Origin of the sequence: Photobacterium atrarenae, from assembly GCF_024380015.1 — a bacterium.
Classification (GTDB): Bacteria; Pseudomonadota; Gammaproteobacteria; order Enterobacterales; family Vibrionaceae; genus Photobacterium; species Photobacterium atrarenae.
The window spans coordinates 1704295-1719910 of the sequence record NZ_CP101508.1 but is presented as its reverse complement, the minus strand read 5'-3'; the positions used below and the strand labels follow the sequence as shown (position 1 = coordinate 1719910).

At 52.1% G+C, this 15616-nt stretch carries 16 protein-coding genes; 14 read left to right on the top strand and 2 right to left on the bottom strand.

Annotated features, from left to right (window positions below; all coding sequences use genetic code 11):
* Positions 1 to 18: 18 nt before the first annotated feature.
* The 12 genes from NNL38_RS08145 (at position 19) to NNL38_RS08085 (ending at position 12755) form a co-directional block, all read left to right on the top strand.
* The gene (locus NNL38_RS08145) at positions 19 to 1212 is read left to right on the top strand and encodes an aromatic ring-hydroxylating oxygenase subunit alpha (RefSeq protein WP_255390509.1); all 1194 of its coding nucleotides are present in this window, start codon (positions 19 to 21) and stop codon (positions 1210 to 1212) included.
* The gene (locus NNL38_RS08140; RefSeq protein WP_255390508.1) at positions 1209 to 2645 is read left to right on the top strand and encodes an aldehyde dehydrogenase family protein; all 1437 of its coding nucleotides are present in this window, start codon (positions 1209 to 1211) and stop codon (positions 2643 to 2645) included. Before NNL38_RS08145 ends, NNL38_RS08140 begins: the two co-directional genes overlap by 4 nt.
* A 117-nt stretch (positions 2646 to 2762) precedes the next feature.
* Positions 2763 to 4205 (top strand): FAD-dependent oxidoreductase, encoded by a 1443-nt coding sequence (locus NNL38_RS08130; RefSeq protein WP_439651380.1) that lies wholly within the window; start codon positions 2763 to 2765, stop codon positions 4203 to 4205.
* A 14-nt stretch (positions 4206 to 4219) separates the two neighbouring features.
* Complete coding sequence (locus tag NNL38_RS08125; protein ID WP_255390507.1) at positions 4220 to 5536, top strand: NAD(P)/FAD-dependent oxidoreductase; 1317 nt, start codon at positions 4220 to 4222, stop codon at positions 5534 to 5536.
* A complete protein-coding gene (locus tag NNL38_RS08120; RefSeq protein WP_255390506.1) occupies positions 5533 to 5883 on the top strand; it encodes a EutQ-related cupin domain-containing protein in 351 nt (116 codons plus the stop codon). The genes NNL38_RS08125 and NNL38_RS08120 overlap by 4 nt, the downstream gene beginning before the upstream one ends.
* A gap of 251 nt (positions 5884 to 6134) precedes the next feature.
* On the top strand, positions 6135 to 6608 hold the full coding sequence (locus NNL38_RS08115; protein ID WP_255390505.1) for a GNAT family N-acetyltransferase: 474 nt from the start codon (positions 6135 to 6137) through the stop codon (positions 6606 to 6608).
* Positions 6609 to 6640: 32 nt separating this feature from the next.
* A complete protein-coding gene (locus NNL38_RS08110) occupies positions 6641 to 7087 on the top strand; it encodes a GNAT family N-acetyltransferase (RefSeq protein ID WP_255390504.1) in 447 nt (148 codons plus the stop codon).
* A 27-nt stretch (positions 7088 to 7114) separates the two neighbouring features.
* Positions 7115 to 7720: a DJ-1/PfpI family protein gene (locus tag NNL38_RS08105; protein ID WP_255390503.1), complete on the top strand. Its 606-nt coding sequence runs from the start codon at positions 7115 to 7117 to the stop codon at positions 7718 to 7720.
* Between the two features lie 116 nt (positions 7721 to 7836).
* Entirely contained in the window at positions 7837 to 9084 is a 1248-nt protein-coding gene (locus NNL38_RS08100) for an MFS transporter (protein ID WP_255390502.1), read from the top strand.
* A gap of 95 nt (positions 9085 to 9179) precedes the next feature.
* Positions 9180 to 9908 (top strand): winged helix-turn-helix domain-containing protein, encoded by a 729-nt coding sequence (locus NNL38_RS08095; protein WP_304414196.1) that lies wholly within the window; start codon positions 9180 to 9182, stop codon positions 9906 to 9908.
* 21 nt (positions 9909 to 9929) lie between these two features.
* Complete coding sequence (locus tag NNL38_RS08090) at positions 9930 to 11537, top strand: ATP-binding protein (protein WP_255390501.1); 1608 nt, start codon at positions 9930 to 9932, stop codon at positions 11535 to 11537.
* Between the two features lie 129 nt (positions 11538 to 11666).
* Entirely contained in the window at positions 11667 to 12755 is a 1089-nt protein-coding gene (locus tag NNL38_RS08085) for a PKD domain-containing protein (RefSeq protein WP_255390500.1), read from the top strand.
* 198 nt (positions 12756 to 12953) lie between these two features.
* Here NNL38_RS08085 and cspE (NNL38_RS08080) read toward each other — a convergent pair whose 3' ends face one another.
* Complete coding sequence (gene cspE / locus NNL38_RS08080) at positions 12954 to 13163, bottom strand: transcription antiterminator/RNA stability regulator CspE (protein WP_255390499.1); 210 nt, start codon at positions 13161 to 13163, stop codon at positions 12954 to 12956.
* Positions 13164 to 13575: 412 nt separating this feature from the next.
* Complete coding sequence (gene cspE, locus NNL38_RS08075) at positions 13576 to 13785, bottom strand: transcription antiterminator/RNA stability regulator CspE (RefSeq protein ID WP_255390498.1); 210 nt, start codon at positions 13783 to 13785, stop codon at positions 13576 to 13578.
* Between the two features lie 472 nt (positions 13786 to 14257).
* Here cspE (NNL38_RS08075) and NNL38_RS08070 point away from each other — a divergent pair, with 472 nt between their 5' ends.
* Both NNL38_RS08070 and NNL38_RS08065 read left to right on the top strand, forming a co-directional pair.
* The gene (locus NNL38_RS08070) at positions 14258 to 14569 is read left to right on the top strand and encodes a DUF496 family protein (RefSeq protein ID WP_255390497.1); all 312 of its coding nucleotides are present in this window, start codon (positions 14258 to 14260) and stop codon (positions 14567 to 14569) included.
* A 403-nt stretch (positions 14570 to 14972) separates the two neighbouring features.
* Complete coding sequence (locus NNL38_RS08065) at positions 14973 to 15317, top strand: carboxymuconolactone decarboxylase family protein (protein ID WP_255390496.1); 345 nt, start codon at positions 14973 to 14975, stop codon at positions 15315 to 15317.
* Positions 15318 to 15616 lie beyond the last annotated feature (299 nt).

Sequence of the window (15616 nt, the reverse complement as noted above, 5' to 3'; positions counted from 1 at the left end):
ATTTTCGGAGATAAGAATATGAGCAATGTCAATCAAACCATTATCCCTATTGAACTGGTCGATCGCGTGTTAAATCCCATCAGCGAGGCGACCGGGATGCCGAACGACGCTTACACCAACGCCGACTACTTTACATTTGAGCGTGATCAGGTGTTTGGCAATACCTGGGTCTGTATTGGTTTTGCTTCTGATCTGGTCAAGAACGGTTACGTGATGCCCATCGATTTCATGAACCTGCCGTTGCTGCTGATGAAAAATCGCCAGGGGGAAGTCCAGGTGTTCCATAACGTCTGCAGCCACCGTGGGATGAAGCTGGTGCATGAAGCCGGTGAAGTGCAGGGGATGATCCGTTGCCCGTATCACTCATGGACCTACGATCTGGACGGCAATCTGAAAGGCACCCCGCATATCGGCGGAATTGCCAAGCACAAAGATGACCGCTTCAAGTGTGAAAAACACGGCTTGAAACCGCTTCGCTCTGCGGTCTGGATGGACATGGTGTTTGTCAATCTGTCGGGCGATGCGCCAAGTTTCGAGCAGCATATTGCGCCGCTGGAGCAGCGCTGGCAGCAATTCCTCGGCGATGACGGGCTTGGCTTGCTGCGCCGGGTGAACATGGGCGGTAACCTGGAAATTGAAGTCAACAGTAACTGGAAGCTGGCGGTGGAAAACTACTGTGAAGCCTACCACCTGCCTTGGGTCCACCCGAGTCTGAACAGCTATTCGCGCCTTGAAGATCACTACAACATCATGTTCGACGAGCGCTTTGCCGGCCAGGGTAGCCTGGCCTACAACCTGTCGGATACTGCGGGCACCCATTTGCCGAAATTCCCGAGCTGGCCGGAAGACAAACTCCGCCACGCCGAATACGTCGCGCTGTTTCCGAATGTCTTGCTGGGGATCCAGGCTGATCATGCCTTTGCCATGATGATCGAACCTATCAGTGCCGATAAGAGCATCGAGCATCTGCGCATCTTCTATGTCGGTGATGAAGCGACCAAAGATGAGTTCGCTGCCTGTCGCACCGCAACCGTGGAGTCCTGGCGCGTGGTGTTCGGGGAAGATATCGGTGCTGTGGAAGGCATGCAGCAGGGCCGTCACTCGCCGGGCTTTGGCGGTGGGGTGTTCTCGCCGGAGATGGATGTGCCGACCCACTTCTTCCAGACCTGGTTGGCCAAACAAGTGAAATCGGCGATGGAGGCCCGAGTATGACCCATTATCTCAATTATATCGACGGTCAGTGGTGCGACGCAGATCGCGCTCTCACAGTGATGAACCCAGGCACGGCGGAGCCTTATGCCACGATTGCCCAGGCTGATCTCGCTGATGCGGACCGGGCCATGGCCGCTGCGCGTCGCTGCGTGAATGAAGGGTTGCTGTCGGATGTTCGTCCGGCGGTCAGAACCGGATGGATGCTCAAGGCTGCCGCTGCAATTCGTGAAATGGTCGAAGAAGGCGGGCTGGTGGCCTGTCGTGAAAACGGCAAGTCGCTGCAGGACGCCAAAGATGAGTTTCTGGAATCCGCCCGTTACTTCGAGTACTACGCCGGAATGGCCGACAAGCTGGAAGGCACCTCAATCCCACTCGGCAAAGATTATGTTGATTTTACCCAGTACGTGCCGTTCGGGGTGTCGGTGCAGATTGTGCCGTGGAACTTCCCGGTGTCGATTTGTGCTCGCTCACTGGCTCCGGCCCTGGCGGCAGGCAATGCGGTGGTGATCAAATCCCCGGAGATCTCGCCTCTGGCGATGACGTTGCTGGTCAAAGCGATTGAAAAAGCCGGCTTCCCGCAGGGTTCGATCAATCTGCTATGCGGCAAAGGCTCGGAAGTCGGCAGCCATCTGGTGCAGCATCCGGAAGTCGATCAGATCGTCTTTACCGGATCGGTGCCGACCGGCCAGCGGATCCTCAAAGATGCCGCGCACCGAGCAACGCCATCGGTGATGGAGCTGGGAGGGAAATCTGCGGCGATTGCACTGAAAGATGCCAACCTGGAAACGCTGCTAAAAAGTGTGCAGGTCGGGATTTTCTTCAATGCCGGTCAGGTCTGCTCAGCGATGTCGCGCCTGTTGGTGCAACAGGAACGCTATGAGGAATTTAAAGCCGCGGTCGTGGAGATGGCGGAAGGACTGACGATCGGTCAGGGCGAGAGCCAGCCGGATCTCACGCCGCTGGTCTCTGAAGCGCAGCAAGCGCGGGTGCTGGCAATGATAGAGCAGGCCAGAGCGGAAGGGGCCAACATTCTCACCGGTGGGTACGCCCCGGAAATGTCCGGTTATTTCGTCGCCCCGACGGTGATTGAAGCGACGCCGGAGATGTCCATCGCTCAGGAAGAAGTGTTTGGCCCGGTGTTGGTGATCACCCCGTTTGAGACCGAACAACAAGCTGTGGCGATTGCCAATGGCACTGAGTTTGGATTGGTGGCCGGGGTGTTCGGTGAAAATCTGAGCCAGACCCTGCGGGTGGCGCAACAGCTGCGCGGCGGACAGGTGTTCATCAACGAATGGTTTGCCGGTGGCATCGAAACTCCGTTTGGCGGTGTCGGGCTGTCCGGGTTTGGCCGCGAGAAAGGGCAGGAAGCGATTTACAGCTATGTTCATACCCGAAACATCGCGATTCGCTTACAGCACGAAAGTAACGAGTAGGCCAGAACATCGGTTTCCTTTTCATCTGCCTCACGCCGCCTTGATGAACGGAACGGGTCAGGGTGGCGTGAGTGCCGATGTTCAGGGCAGTGCAACAAGGTAGTTGGAGACAAAGTAATGAAAAAGTGGCTCTGTATCATTTGCGGCTTAATTTACGATGAAGCAAAAGGCTGGCCATCCGACGGCATTGCGCCGGGGACGGCCTGGGAAGATGTGCCGGATGACTGGCTCTGCCCGGATTGTCTGGTCGGGAAAGCCGATTTTGAAATGATTGAAATCACCGAAGATGATGCGGAATCAATGACGGATGCCGTCGCGGTGTCAAACACATCCGATAGCAGTGCGATCCCGGCAGAGCAGCCGACGCCGCAGGAAGTGGGTCAATCTGCGTTTGCGGTTGAGCCGATTGTGATCATTGGCAGTGGTCATAGTGGCTATCAGCTGGCAGCCGCCCTTCGGGCACAGTCGGCCGATGTGTCAATCACCGTCTTCACCGCCGATGATGGTGCCCTGTACAGTAAACCAGCATTGTCCAATGCGCTGGCGATGGGCAAAGACGGCGATGGCCTGCAAAGCGAGAGTGCGCTGGCATGGGAGCAACGGCTGAATATCCGGGTTTATCCGCATACCCGGGTGGAACAGATCGATCGTGACAATCGGATGCTGCACACCAGTATCGGCACCTACGCCTACAGCCGCCTGGTGCTGGCCACCGGGGCGTCACCGATTGAAATTCCGATTGCCGGTGATCGCACTGGGGTGGTGAGCGTCAATGATCTGGTCGATTATCGTCGTTTCCGGCAGCAGCTTGAAGGTAAGCAGCGTATTGCGATCCTCGGCGATGGCCTGATCGGCTGTGAGTTTGCCAATGATCTGATTGCAAGCGGGTTTGAGGTGGCTGTGATTGGCCTGGGCCAATGGCCGATGGAGCGCCTTATCCCGCAGCAACTCGGTGAAGCGCTGCAAAGTGCACTCAGTGCGCAAGGCGTTACCTGGGCACTGCAGGACAGCATTGCCAGCATTGAACCTGCTTCAGTCAATCCGGCATCCGGTTATAGCTTGCAGTTGACCAGCGGTAAGCAGATCGAGGCCGATCTGGTGCTCAGCGCCGTTGGCCTTAAGCCGAATGTCGCGTTGGCTGCGCAATCCGGGCTGGACGTCGGTCGCGGGATCACCGTGAACCAATACGGCCAGACCAGTGATGCGCACATCTTCTCACTGGGTGACTGTGTCGAGACCACGCAGGGTTGGCAGCCTTATATTGCGCCGATTAATCAGATGATCCCGTCGCTGGTTGAAAGTCTGCTCGGTCATCTGGCACCTGTGACCTTGTCACCAACGCCGGTGCTGGTTAAAACACCGATCATGCCGCTCTCTGTCTTCCCGGTTGCTGCCGGCGCAGCGGGTGAATGGGTGGTGGAGCAGCAAGGCGATGATCTGACGGCTGCTTTCTATTCGCCGGAAGGGGTGATGACCGGATTTGCCTTGCTTGGGAAACAGGTGCAGTCCCTGCGGGCGCAGTGGCTGGGGCAGTTATCCCTCAAACAATCTGCGGCGTAAGTGGAGGAATAAAGATGATTCACTTACCGAATGACGATAACACCTGCGGCTGGTATCAGGCCTTACCGGATGCGCCGGCCAAAGCGCAGCTTCAAGGCGAAGAGCACGCAGATTATGTGGTGCTGGGCGCCGGGTTTGCCGGACTGGCGATGGCCCGGCGACTGGCGGTACTCAGCCCGGAATCCCGGATCCTGCTGATCGATGCGCAGCGGATCGGCCAGGGGGCGTCAGGGCGTAACTCAGGTTTTGTGATCGACTTGCCGCATAAGTTTGCCCTAGAACATCCCGATCCAGCGCATAAGCAAAAGCTGTTGTCCCTGAACCGTTCGGCGATTGCGCAACTGTCCCGGCTGGTCAAACAGCACGACATTGATTGCCAGTGGTCGGCGGTCGGGAAATATCAGGGCGCGGTCGGCGCGCGCGGCGAAGCGTACCTCGATCATTTTGAGCACCTGATGACCGATCTCGGCGAGCCGTTCGAGCACGTTGGCGGCGCTGAGCTGGCTAAAGTGCTGGGCACCAATTATTACAGTCGTGCCATTTACACTCCCGGTGGTTACCTGATGCAGCCTGCGGCATTGGTGCGCGGGCTGGGCGAAAGTTTGCCTGAGAATGTAACGATCTTTGAAAACTCGCCCATACGCAGCCTTCGAAAAGCAGGCGGCAACTGGGTTTTGCAGGGCGATCACGGTGTGGTGAAAACGCCGGAGCTGCTGCTCGGTACCAGTATCTTCACCCGTGAGTTTGACTATCTGAAAAACCGCCTGCTGCCGGTGATGACTTTTGCCAGTTGGACACGACCGTTAGCGGATGCAGAAATGCAGCGTTATGGCGGGCAGCTCAACTGGGGGTTGACCCCGGCTGATCATGCCGGGACCACACTGCGGATGACGGCCGATCGGCGGATCCTGATCCGTAACACGTACAAACATGTGCCGAAATACGGTGCCAGTATCAGTGATGCTATGAGGCAACAGATCCAAGATGATCATCGTCAAGTCTTTCTGGCGCGTTATCCGGCATTGACTGAGGTGCCGTTTACCCATACCTGGGGCGGTGTCTACGCGATTTCCCGCAACTTCACCAATTTCTTTGGTCAGCTGGATGACGGGGTTTATGCCAGTGCCTGCGATAACGGAGTCGGTGCTGCGTGGGGCACCATTTCGGGCACCTTACTGGCAGATTATGTGATGGGGGCATCTTCCACCGCGCTGACAGATATCCGCCAGGTGACGGGGATGCCGAGCCTCAATCCGCCCGAGCCCTTACTGGGGCTGGGCGTGCGAAGTCGAATTCAGTTAGCCAAATGGCAGAGTCGGAGTGAATTATGAAGCAAGTGAAAGTGATCGACAGTCAGTCGCTTGAGTTTAACGTCCGCGGTGACACGCCGGGCATGGCCTACGTAGCCCGGGCGCTGAGCCCGGAAGTCTCTCCCAATCTCGGGGTTGGCTTTGCCAAATGGGAAGGCGCCGAAGTCGCCTGGACGGTCCTCTATGACGAAGTGGTCTTCGTGATTGAAGGCTGCTTTGAGCTGACCGCCAACGGGAAAACGCACAAGGTGTATCCGGGGCAGATGCTGTGGATCCCGGAAGGAACCGAGCTGATCTACGGCGGTCATGCGCTGTTTGGTTATGTGGTCCATCCGGGCAACTGGAAAGAGCTCCACGGCATTCAGTAAGCGTGAACAATTTTTAATATGAATCGGCGCCGGACCCTGTCCGGCGTTGCTGTTTCTGACCGTTATGGAATCTGATCCCTTGCTTTTTACGAGCTGACGGTAGCTGCTCAGTACGTCGCCTCAGTCGATAAGGCTATGCTCCTTACTTATCTCATTATTTTTACTTTATAAATATGATTGTATTAATATATCAATACGATAGCATATTGCGGTGACAGGATGTTTAATAAAGTCAGTTATAAGGATGAACTGTGATTCGTATTGAAGCAATGAAGCCTCATCATTTGGATGAGGTGATCCAATTAAGCGTGTCGGATGAGCAACTGCCATTTGTTGGCACTATCGATGAAATTCTGGTCAACATTGATAGCGTCGTTCATCCCCATGTGATTTTGTCAGACGATCATGTTGTCGGTTTCTTCCTGGTTGATACCACGTATGCCAACAACTATGAATTTGCTGAGTCTGGCAGTCTTGGCTTAAGAGGTTACTTGATTGATCAGCAATATCAGGGCCAGGGCTTCGGAAAATCAGCCGTGCAGCAACTCAGTGGTTTCCTAGCACAGGCTTATCCTCAGTTCCGGCAAATGTACCTCACGGTCAATTGTAAAAACCCCGGCGCAAAGCACTGTTATTTAAGTGGCGGTTTTGAAGATACCGGCTCTTTATATCATGGCGGGGCAGCCGGGCCGCAACATATTATGAAGCTCATGTTTGCGCCATAGGATGGCATCAATGAATCCAAAGGAGTGGCGGGGTGGTGGACATAGAATTCTGCAGTATCAGTAAAACAGAGCTGCCATTGACTTTTGAGGTCTTCAAAGCCGCGATGAAGCCGGTGATTGAGGAAGCTTTGGGCTGGGACGAGGCATTTCAGCAACATTACTTTACGTCCCGGTTGCAGCCGTCATGGTTTTACTGGGTGGTGTTTCAGGGAGAACGCGTCGGGCTTGTCTGTTATAAGCACACCGAGCAAAGCGTTCACCTTCACCTGCTGGCGGTCTTTGAGTCGTGGCAGAGGCAAGGGCTCGGCGTGACGATCACAAACCAGCTTCAACAGGAAGCGCAGCGTGCAGGGAAACCGCTTACCCTCAGCTGCTTTAAAAATAATGCGCCGGCAGTAGCGCTGTATCGCAAGCTGGGATTTGCTGTGGCTTCGCAAGATGCGCATTTTTTCGACTTCATTCGTCACGTCGGTGAATAACTGAGGCTTTCAAGCACTGGAGACTTTATGTACCAAATTGCAATTGTTTTGTTTGATGAATTTACCGATGTCGATTTCTTTTTAATGCGGGATGTTTTCGGTCGCTCCGATAGGGACTGGCAGGTGCGTGTGCTGGGAACCAAAGCAAGCCACATATCGACACTCGGTATCGAAGTTCAAACGGATGGTCATATTTCGCAAGCCAACATGGCTGACGCCGTGTTGTTTGTCAGTGGTTATAAGGGCGTTCCGGCGGTACTTGAGGATCCCGATTTCATGGGGGCTTTTCACCTGAATCCGGAAAAGCAACTGATTGGGTCGATTTGTGCCGGTTCATTTATCCTCTACCGGCTTGGGTTGCTTGAAGGACGGAAGCTGACTACGCATCCGGATGCCAAACCAAGATTGGAAGATATGGGTGCCACGGTTGAGGACAAGGCGCTGGTTGTTGACGGCAATATCGCGACCGCAGGTGGCTGCCTGTCGAGTATGTATCTCACCGGCTGGATCGCAGAGCGCCTTTGTGGAGAGGTGAAACGGCGTGAAATCCACCGACAATTACTTCCAGCAGGCCAGGCCGAGATGTTTGATGAGCTCATCTCATCGAGTATTCAGTCTGCGATTGTCAGCTGAAGTTGAAGCTGAGATCTAAATCTATCTAGATGTGTGGCAGCCCGATGAAACGGCTGCCATATAGTAATCCACGCTGGCGGCATAGCCAGCGTTTGTATTTCAATGCAAGGAACTGCATGCTCAATCAATTATGGCAATCACTCGCGTTGTACCGTGGGTTACCGGGTAACATCTATATCATCGCTGTGGCCCGCTTTATCCTGGGCTTAGGCAATTTTATTATTCCTTTCTTACTGCTCCTGTTGACGGAAAAGCTGGATTATTCCGCGACGCTTGCCGGAACCCTGGCGATGGGTTTGATGGCACTCTTTGTCTTTGGTGGCCTTTGTGGCGGCAAACTATCTGACAGCTTGGGCCATAAAAAGATCATGGTCTGGGGGGAGCTGGCGGGAGCGGTGATCCTGATTGCCTGCGGATTTTACAGTGACGACGCCCAACTGGTCCCGCTGTTCTTGTTTGTTGCCTATTTCTTCTTCGGGGTGGCCCTCCCGGCCAGTAATGCCCTGGTTGCCGATCTGTCGACGCCAACCAACCGCGATGCGGTGATGTCGCTGAGTTACCTCGCATTTAACCTGGGATCAGCCGCGGGGCCGCTGGTGGCCGGGTACCTGTTCTGGAACTTTACCGCCTGGATCTTCTGGGGCAATGGCATTGCCGCTCTGGTGGGGATTGCATTGGTGATGTTTTTCATTCGGACCGACGAACGTGATGGTGTTTCAGAGGGTGAGGCACATTCAGCGCTGGAGCAGGCTGTTGAAGGCTCGGTCTGGCAGGTGCTCAAGCAGCGTCCCAGATTGCTGGTCTTTACCGGATTATGTGCCTTGCTGTGGGTTGCCCTGAACCAGATGACAATGACCAGCCCGCTGTACCTGAATCATATCTTCGGTATCGATGGCCCGGTGTTGTTTGGCCAGTTGATGACTTATGCCTGTATTCTGGTGGTGGTGATCACCCCGCTATTAATGCGACTGACGTCTAATCAGGCCGAGATTGTCAGCCTGGCGTATGCGGGGATGATGTTTGCGGCGGGTTACGCGCTGGTGATGGTACTGCCCACGATCCCGATCCATTTCTTTGCCTGGTTTTTCCTCTCAGCTGCTGAAGTGTTACTGGTGACCAAAGAAGGCGTCTACCTAGCTAACCATTCGCCCAAAAGCCATCGCGGCCGGATCCAGGGGGTCTTAACCACCATGAAAAACCTGATTGTCCTGCCCAGCTTTACCCTGATGGGGCTGATGATTGATCATTGGGGGTTTGAGAATTCCTGGCTGGTGGTGATTGGTGTGTCTGTCGGGGCCGCTACCTGTTTGGCGGGGATGGTGCAGTACCAGAATCGGACCGGGGTGCTGGCACAGACGACATAGCCGGCAACGCTTTCGCAGTCGCTCGTCACAAACTGTCACAGTTAAATGCGCGAGATCTTGTATGATTAGCGATTACAGCAGCTTATGGAGTTGAGATGATGGGTGAGGCGTCAGGCGCAGTGGTGAACAAGCGGATCATGCTGGTTGAAGATGATAGCGATTTAGCTGTGTTGATCCAGGAGTTTCTGGAGCGCTATGAGTTTGCGGTTTCGGTGGTCAATGATGGCCAAGCCGCGGTAACGCGCATTATTGATGAACAACCTGATTTAGTGATTCTGGACATTATGCTGCCGGGTCTCAGCGGGATGGAAGTCTGCCGCCAGGTCCGGCAGCAATATGACGGTTACATCTTAATGCAAACCGCTCTGGATGATGATATCGATCAGATGTTGGGGTTAGAGCTTGGTGCCGATGACTATGTCATTAAACAGGTACAGCCGCGCTTATTGCTCTCTAGGATCCGGGCGTTGTTGCGCCGGGCTACACCAACGCAAGATGTGCCACCGGAACCAAATTCATTTGATTATCAATTTGGGGCGCTCTCAATTGATCTGACCCGACGTAGCGTGTTGCTTGATTCACAGCCGGTGGATCTCACGACGGCTGAATTTGAACTCCTGTGTTTACTTGCAAAGCACAGCGGTGAAGTGGTCACCCGGGAAGAAATTGTTCAACAACTCAGGGGATTGGCATACGATGGACTCGATCGCTCAATCGATCGTCGTATCTCCCGGTTACGTAAAGCACTGAATGATGACACCAAAGAGCAGGCTCAGGTGATTAAAACGGTGCGCGGGAAAGGGTATCAGCTCTGTATCCGTTAATCACGAAGAGGTTGTGGAATCATGTTGAAAGCGTTTTCGGTCTTATGGCTTGCCGTCTTTATGCCGACTTTGTTTTTAATCCTGCCGACGGGGTTGAGTCCCATTAGCCTGATTAACGCCTATGTTGAAGAGAACTATTACGAAGAAACCTATCGCGGCACCTTTTACTTATTGAAGCAACATCTTCAGTCCGTTCCTCAGGCGCAGTGGCCTGATGCGATCTCAGCGCTGTCGGATACGTTCGGGTATTCTCTTCAATTACAGCCCGTTGAAGACGTGACGCTCGATTCGGATCAGAAAGATAAATTACTGGCTGGTGCCTATGTGCTTTCCACTACAGATCACAGCGCCTTGCTGCACCGGGTTGAGGAGAGTCCGTGGGTGATTTCCCTGGGACTCAATCAGTCTCTGGAAGAACATGTTCGCCGGAACAGTCGCGGTACCTTTCATCTTCTCGCGCAGGCCATGCAGACAATCCCTGTGTCGGACTGGACTCAGTATCTTCAGTCGGTCAATCAGCAGGTTCCGTACACCTTGCTGTTACAGACAGACGACGAGCTGAAACTATCGGCAACAGAAACCACCCTGTTAAACAACGCCCAGCCGGTAGTCCGGCAACAGCCCGATGGCCAGATGACGCTGTATTACCGGCTCAATGCACCCTACGTATTACAAGCGGATCAGGTTGATGGACAGTACCCCTTCGGGCACTACTATGGACTCCTGTTGATCACTTTCGTGATTTTCATTTCCGCCGCGATGTTTTTGTGGGTGTACCCCTTATGGCGCGATCTGAATCGTCTGGCTGTAACGGCGAATGATTTCGGGGAAGGGCGGCTGGAAAAGCGGGCTAAGGTTTCACGCTCTTCAACGGTTGAGAAGCTCGGACGATCGTTCAATCAAATGGCGGATAGCATTGAAGAAATGATCCTCGGCCAGCGAGAGATGACCAATGCGATTGCCCATGATTTACGCACGCCGCTCTATCGATTGCGTTTTGCTTTCGAGATGTTGGGGAGTGAAGAAACCACTACGGCGCAGAAAGATAAATATGAAAATGTGATTCGGGCCAGTATCGATGACTTGGATCACCTGATTAATCAGACGCTGGTGCTATCACGATACAGTCGGATCACCGATGTCAGCCAGTTTCGCGAGTGTGAATTAGCCCGGCTGATTGAAAAGGAGCTGGATCATTTCCGGGATGAGCATGCAGGCCTGGTGATTGAATACCGCTGCTGTGACGACCTCAGGGAGATGACAGCGGTGGTTGATAGCCGGGCGATGGTCCGTGCATTGAACAACCTACTCTCCAATGCAGGGCGGTTTGCCCGCACGACGATTCGGGTCACGCTGTCTAGTCGCGAGGATCAATTTTCACTGATCGTCGAGGATGATGGCTGTGGTCTTCCGGAAAGCGCCTGGGGCAAAATATTCGAGCCGTTCGCTCAGGAAAATAACGCCCCACGAGAGCGAAACAGCGGGCACGGCTTAGGGTTGGCCATTGTTCAGCAAATTGCGAACTGGCATAAGGGACATGTCTCGATTCAGCACTCAACACTCGGTGGAGCGCGGTTTGACATCTCCTGGCCGAAACAGTCTCGACAATCTGTCCCGGAGACTGCCTGAAAACCTGTCACAAACTGTCCAAAAGCGTCTCCACTTCGCCACAGACTCGTCCCGATTATCCTGTTAACTTTGGATGTGTTCTTGTTTTATCACAGATGCATATTTGGCCAGCGAGATTAAGGAGGCGTTGTGGCTCAGTTTTCATTGACACTAAAAAAAGGGATCAGGTATTTGTTACTGACCGTGCTGCTCGCAGGCTGCAGTACGGATGCTGATGATTGGGATAAAAAGAAACAACCAGAGGTTAATGCCGGGGATGATCTGGTGATTTCAACGCCGATCACGACGGTGGCCCTGCAAGGGAAGGTCAAACATCATTTAGATATGTACGATACAAAGTCTGTTCAATGGCGTCAGAGCAGTGGACCAAGTCAGGTGACACTACTGGATGCCGATGAGCTGAGTGCGCGATTCATCTACCCGGATCAGGCGGGTGAATATGTGTTTGAGTTGACGGTGACGGATACCGGGGATCGCAAGGGCAGCGATAAGGTGACTGTTATCATCCAGACTGTCGCAAAATCGGTAAAAAACATCACAATGACGAAATCAGCCACTTTATTGGATGCGCCGCGACAGACCGGCATATTCGAGATGACCCTGCAATTTCGCAACCCCAGGGTTTCCGTGTTTATCCCATCCGCAACAGCAAACTCATGGTTAACGGTCAGCTATGATCTCAACCACAATGCAGTATTTGATGAGGGTGATATTCGGGTCCGTGCCTGGCAGCCGGCGGCAGGGAAAACCCAAAGCATGGACGGGCAATCCGAGCCGGTTGTCGTTGTGGAGAGCTTGCAACATGGCGAACTCTATCGGCTACAAGAGCAGGGCGAGTCAGGGCAGCTGGCAGCGGTTGAGGATGAAGGTTTCGCCATTGAAGTGGCACAACTGGCTTCGGTGAGGCGGCCAGAACAAACGGGTGATACGAAGGAAGCGGAAACCGTGCTGGTCATCCAATTAAATAAAAACTTTCGCTATTTAGCGCATGATGCCACGCAGGTTGAAGCAATCCTGGCCCAGATGAATAGCATCAGTGCAATGACGCCGGTTCAGGTCGTGATGAAGGCTGGTTCGGAGACGTCCAGCAAGGATTATATTCCCGCTCCGGGCGTATATAGCCAGCATGATCTGGGATTGGTCCCGGATGCTGAGGATGATTACATCGGATTGGATCCTGGGGTTGACCTGACTTCTTTTTCTTACCGACACCGCTAAATCACAACCATCGCTGACGATGGAACCGAGTGCATTGCGCTCGGTTTTCTTTTCGGAACGGTAAGCGCCTTTACCCTGAGCAGAAGAGTTGTATATTCTTGTGGGCAATCAAGTGAGGTCGGGGTAGGTGATATTGGAGAGTCGAACTAAAAAAGGGTGCCAATGGCACCCTTTTCAAATTCTTAAAGTCTAAAAGACTTAGATTTTTTCAACGTTCGCAGCTTGAGGACCTTTCTGGCCTTGCTCGATGTCGAAAGTTACTTGCTGGCCTTCAGCCAGAGATTTGAAGCCGTCACCAGCGATAGCACGGAAGTGAACGAATACGTCAGCACCGCCGTTGTCTTGAGTGATGAAGCCAAAACCTTTCTCGTCGTTAAACCACTTAACAGTACCAGTTGCTTTAGACATGTGATGTCTCCTGAAAAATATTAATCTCGCGCCTATGTGCGCACTTAAGCCAGCATAATCAATTACTTATGGACAAAAGGAATAATGGAGCTCTTCAGGACAACGACACTTCTTGCAAAGTGGTGGAACGAAGTTTTCTATTTCAATTTGCTGCATAAATAGGACTGCATTACAGGCCGAGGACTATTAAGCCATAATACGTAGGGGAGGGCAAGCAAATACTTATAGAATTAAGCTCTTAACTGAGAAAATGTGAACTTTGTATCAAGCTAAGTTAGCAGAATCTTTGGGGTTTACAGAAAATTGGTGATAAACCCCTCTGAAAGTATGAAAAAATAACAAAATATTGCTTTACCCCCAGAAACAAGAAAAGGGCCGAAACGGCCCTTATTCATACTTATGCAAAAATTTGTTACAGCTTTTCGACATTCGCGGCTTGCAGACCTTTCGGTCCTTGCTCGGTATCGTAAGATACCTTTTGGCCTTCAGCGAGTGTTTTGAACCCGTCACCTGTGATGGCACGGAAATGAACGAATACGTCGGCACCGCCATTGTCTTGCGTGATAAAACCGAACCCTTTTTCTTCATTAAACCACTTAACGGTACCTGTTGCTTTAGACATGTTGTCTCCTGAATCTTTTACATCAACACATTACGCCAATAAATATTTAACCTTGGTGACAATTGAAACTGTTCCTTCTGTACAACATGCTGAAAAAACCGCCGATACATGAAGTGTGTTCGTTCATATTGTTGCATCACTGCCAAACACTACTGACATTCAAAGAATAGGCATTGATATGCTGTTTGCAAATATTAAAGTGGGTGTTTTGTGGCTTTATTCACAGCTTTAAGGTGAATTCTAGAACGATTCTCAAACTCTAGACATTTGTATTGTAAGAATTTTCTCACTGGTTTGGGGTGTGTCGAGCCATGGCGAACATGTTTGCCATGCAAGGTAACGGCTGTTTTACTGGCTGAAATCAAAGAATCTGTGATATTTTTTTCTTCGCGAAATTGTGACTTGAGTGGCAACATAACTTTCTGTTATAACGAGATTAGTTGGGTTTTGTAGATTCATAGAAGGACAAATCATGAGCACGATCCTAGAGTTGGTTCGCCAGACACGCCGTAAAAATAAGCTAAAGCGTGAGATCCTGGATAACGATCGCAAGGTCCGGGATAACCGGAAACGTGTTGAGCTGCTGGAAAACCTGCTGGATTACATCCAGGAAGATATGACGCACGAGCAGATTGTTGAAATCATTAAGAACATGAAGGGCGACTATGAAGATCGCGTTGATGATCACATCATCATCAGTGCTGAGCTATCTAAAGAGCGTCGTGAGATCAGCAAGAAAGTGAAAGAGCTCAAAAAAGCTGAATTGGCTGCGAAGCCAAAATAAGGAATTATCCCGTAACGTCAAAACATGGAGAAACCCGGCCCAGGCCGGGTTTTTTATTGTGTAGAGGTTCGGGCAAGGTTGCTGAGACAGGCATCGTTTGTCGATTTTGTTTGAAGTTCATCAGGCATTCTAGCCAGAGCAGCTACGCTTGAGGTACTTGGGCGTATCTGTGCCGGCAGTGACAGCTTTCGCTGTCGCCGGGTTATCTATAATACCAATCGCAGTAAATAGCTGGTCATCCTAGCTTGTTCAAATGTTCGATAACTGCGTTAGAATTTTTGATTGTAAAATAACTACTTATCTGAAAATTCTGCCTTGTTCTCAAACATTTGTCCTGCGCTATTTCTGATCACTGATTTACTTTGATTGGTATAACAATTGGTCTGGTAAGTGAGGAGGAGCTATGTCTGCCAATCCATCGAAACATTATCGAATGATGCAGCAAGAATATCCGGAGTTGCTTGAAGCGGTTGAGTCGCTGGGGAAAGCGGTTAAGCAAGCGGGACCGGTCGATGAGAAAACTGCACAACTGATCCAGCTTGCAGCTGCTGCAGCTTGCCGCTCGGAAGGTGCGGTTCACAGCCACACTCAGCGCGCCCTGGCTGCCGGGGCGAGTGCGGAAGAGGTTCGTCACAGCTTGATTTTACTGACCAGTACCCTTGGTTTTCCTTGCGTAATGGCTGCGCTGAGTTGGGCGGAAGACAAGCTTGCCAATCTTCCATCCGATGCATCGGATTGGGAAGTGTAGGGCGATTTCATCGATTCGGGTAGCCGCTTATTGCGGCTATCGATGAAAATTCACGGGAAAAAGGACAATAAAAAACCCGCAACACAGGCGGGTTGTTTACCATCATCATTGATGAAGTATGGAAAGCGCGTCGAGAGTTAGCGATGACAGGGTTATGCTTCTGCTCTCGTTGACCACGCTGCAAGCCCAGAAACTTACGCGGTTGCTACTCTTTCCCCTCATCTCTGTAAGACCTATTGGCAGAAAGAAACGCTTTCCACTTCTTATTATAGAACAGGCCTTGAAATCGTCCAGATTTC

What these genes read in the sequence shown, in the direction of transcription:
- NNL38_RS08140 (WP_255390508.1), top strand. Translation starts at nt 1,209, where the DNA reads ATGACCCATTATCTCAATTATATCGACGGTCAGTGGTGCGACGCAGAT.
- NNL38_RS08070 (WP_255390497.1), top strand. Translation starts at nt 14,258, where the DNA reads ATGAGCACGATCCTAGAGTTGGTTCGCCAGACACGCCGTAAAAATAAG.
- NNL38_RS08065 (WP_255390496.1), top strand. Translation starts at nt 14,973, where the DNA reads ATGTCTGCCAATCCATCGAAACATTATCGAATGATGCAGCAAGAATAT.
- NNL38_RS08125 (WP_255390507.1), top strand. Translation starts at nt 4,220, where the DNA reads ATGATTCACTTACCGAATGACGATAACACCTGCGGCTGGTATCAGGCC.
- NNL38_RS08100 (WP_255390502.1), top strand. Translation starts at nt 7,837, where the DNA reads ATGCTCAATCAATTATGGCAATCACTCGCGTTGTACCGTGGGTTACCG.
- cspE (WP_255390499.1), bottom strand. Translation starts at nt 13,163, where the DNA reads ATGTCTAAAGCAACTGGTACTGTTAAGTGGTTTAACGACGAGAAAGGT.
- cspE (WP_255390498.1), bottom strand. Translation starts at nt 13,785, where the DNA reads ATGTCTAAAGCAACAGGTACCGTTAAGTGGTTTAATGAAGAAAAAGGG.
- NNL38_RS08090 (WP_255390501.1), top strand. Translation starts at nt 9,930, where the DNA reads ATGTTGAAAGCGTTTTCGGTCTTATGGCTTGCCGTCTTTATGCCGACT.
- NNL38_RS08145 (WP_255390509.1), top strand. Translation starts at nt 19, where the DNA reads ATGAGCAATGTCAATCAAACCATTATCCCTATTGAACTGGTCGATCGC.
- NNL38_RS08120 (WP_255390506.1), top strand. Translation starts at nt 5,533, where the DNA reads ATGAAGCAAGTGAAAGTGATCGACAGTCAGTCGCTTGAGTTTAACGTC.
- NNL38_RS08130 (WP_439651380.1), top strand. Translation starts at nt 2,763, where the DNA reads ATGAAAAAGTGGCTCTGTATCATTTGCGGCTTAATTTACGATGAAGCA.
- NNL38_RS08095 (WP_304414196.1), top strand. Translation starts at nt 9,180, where the DNA reads ATGATGGGTGAGGCGTCAGGCGCAGTGGTGAACAAGCGGATCATGCTG.
- NNL38_RS08105 (WP_255390503.1), top strand. Translation starts at nt 7,115, where the DNA reads ATGTACCAAATTGCAATTGTTTTGTTTGATGAATTTACCGATGTCGAT.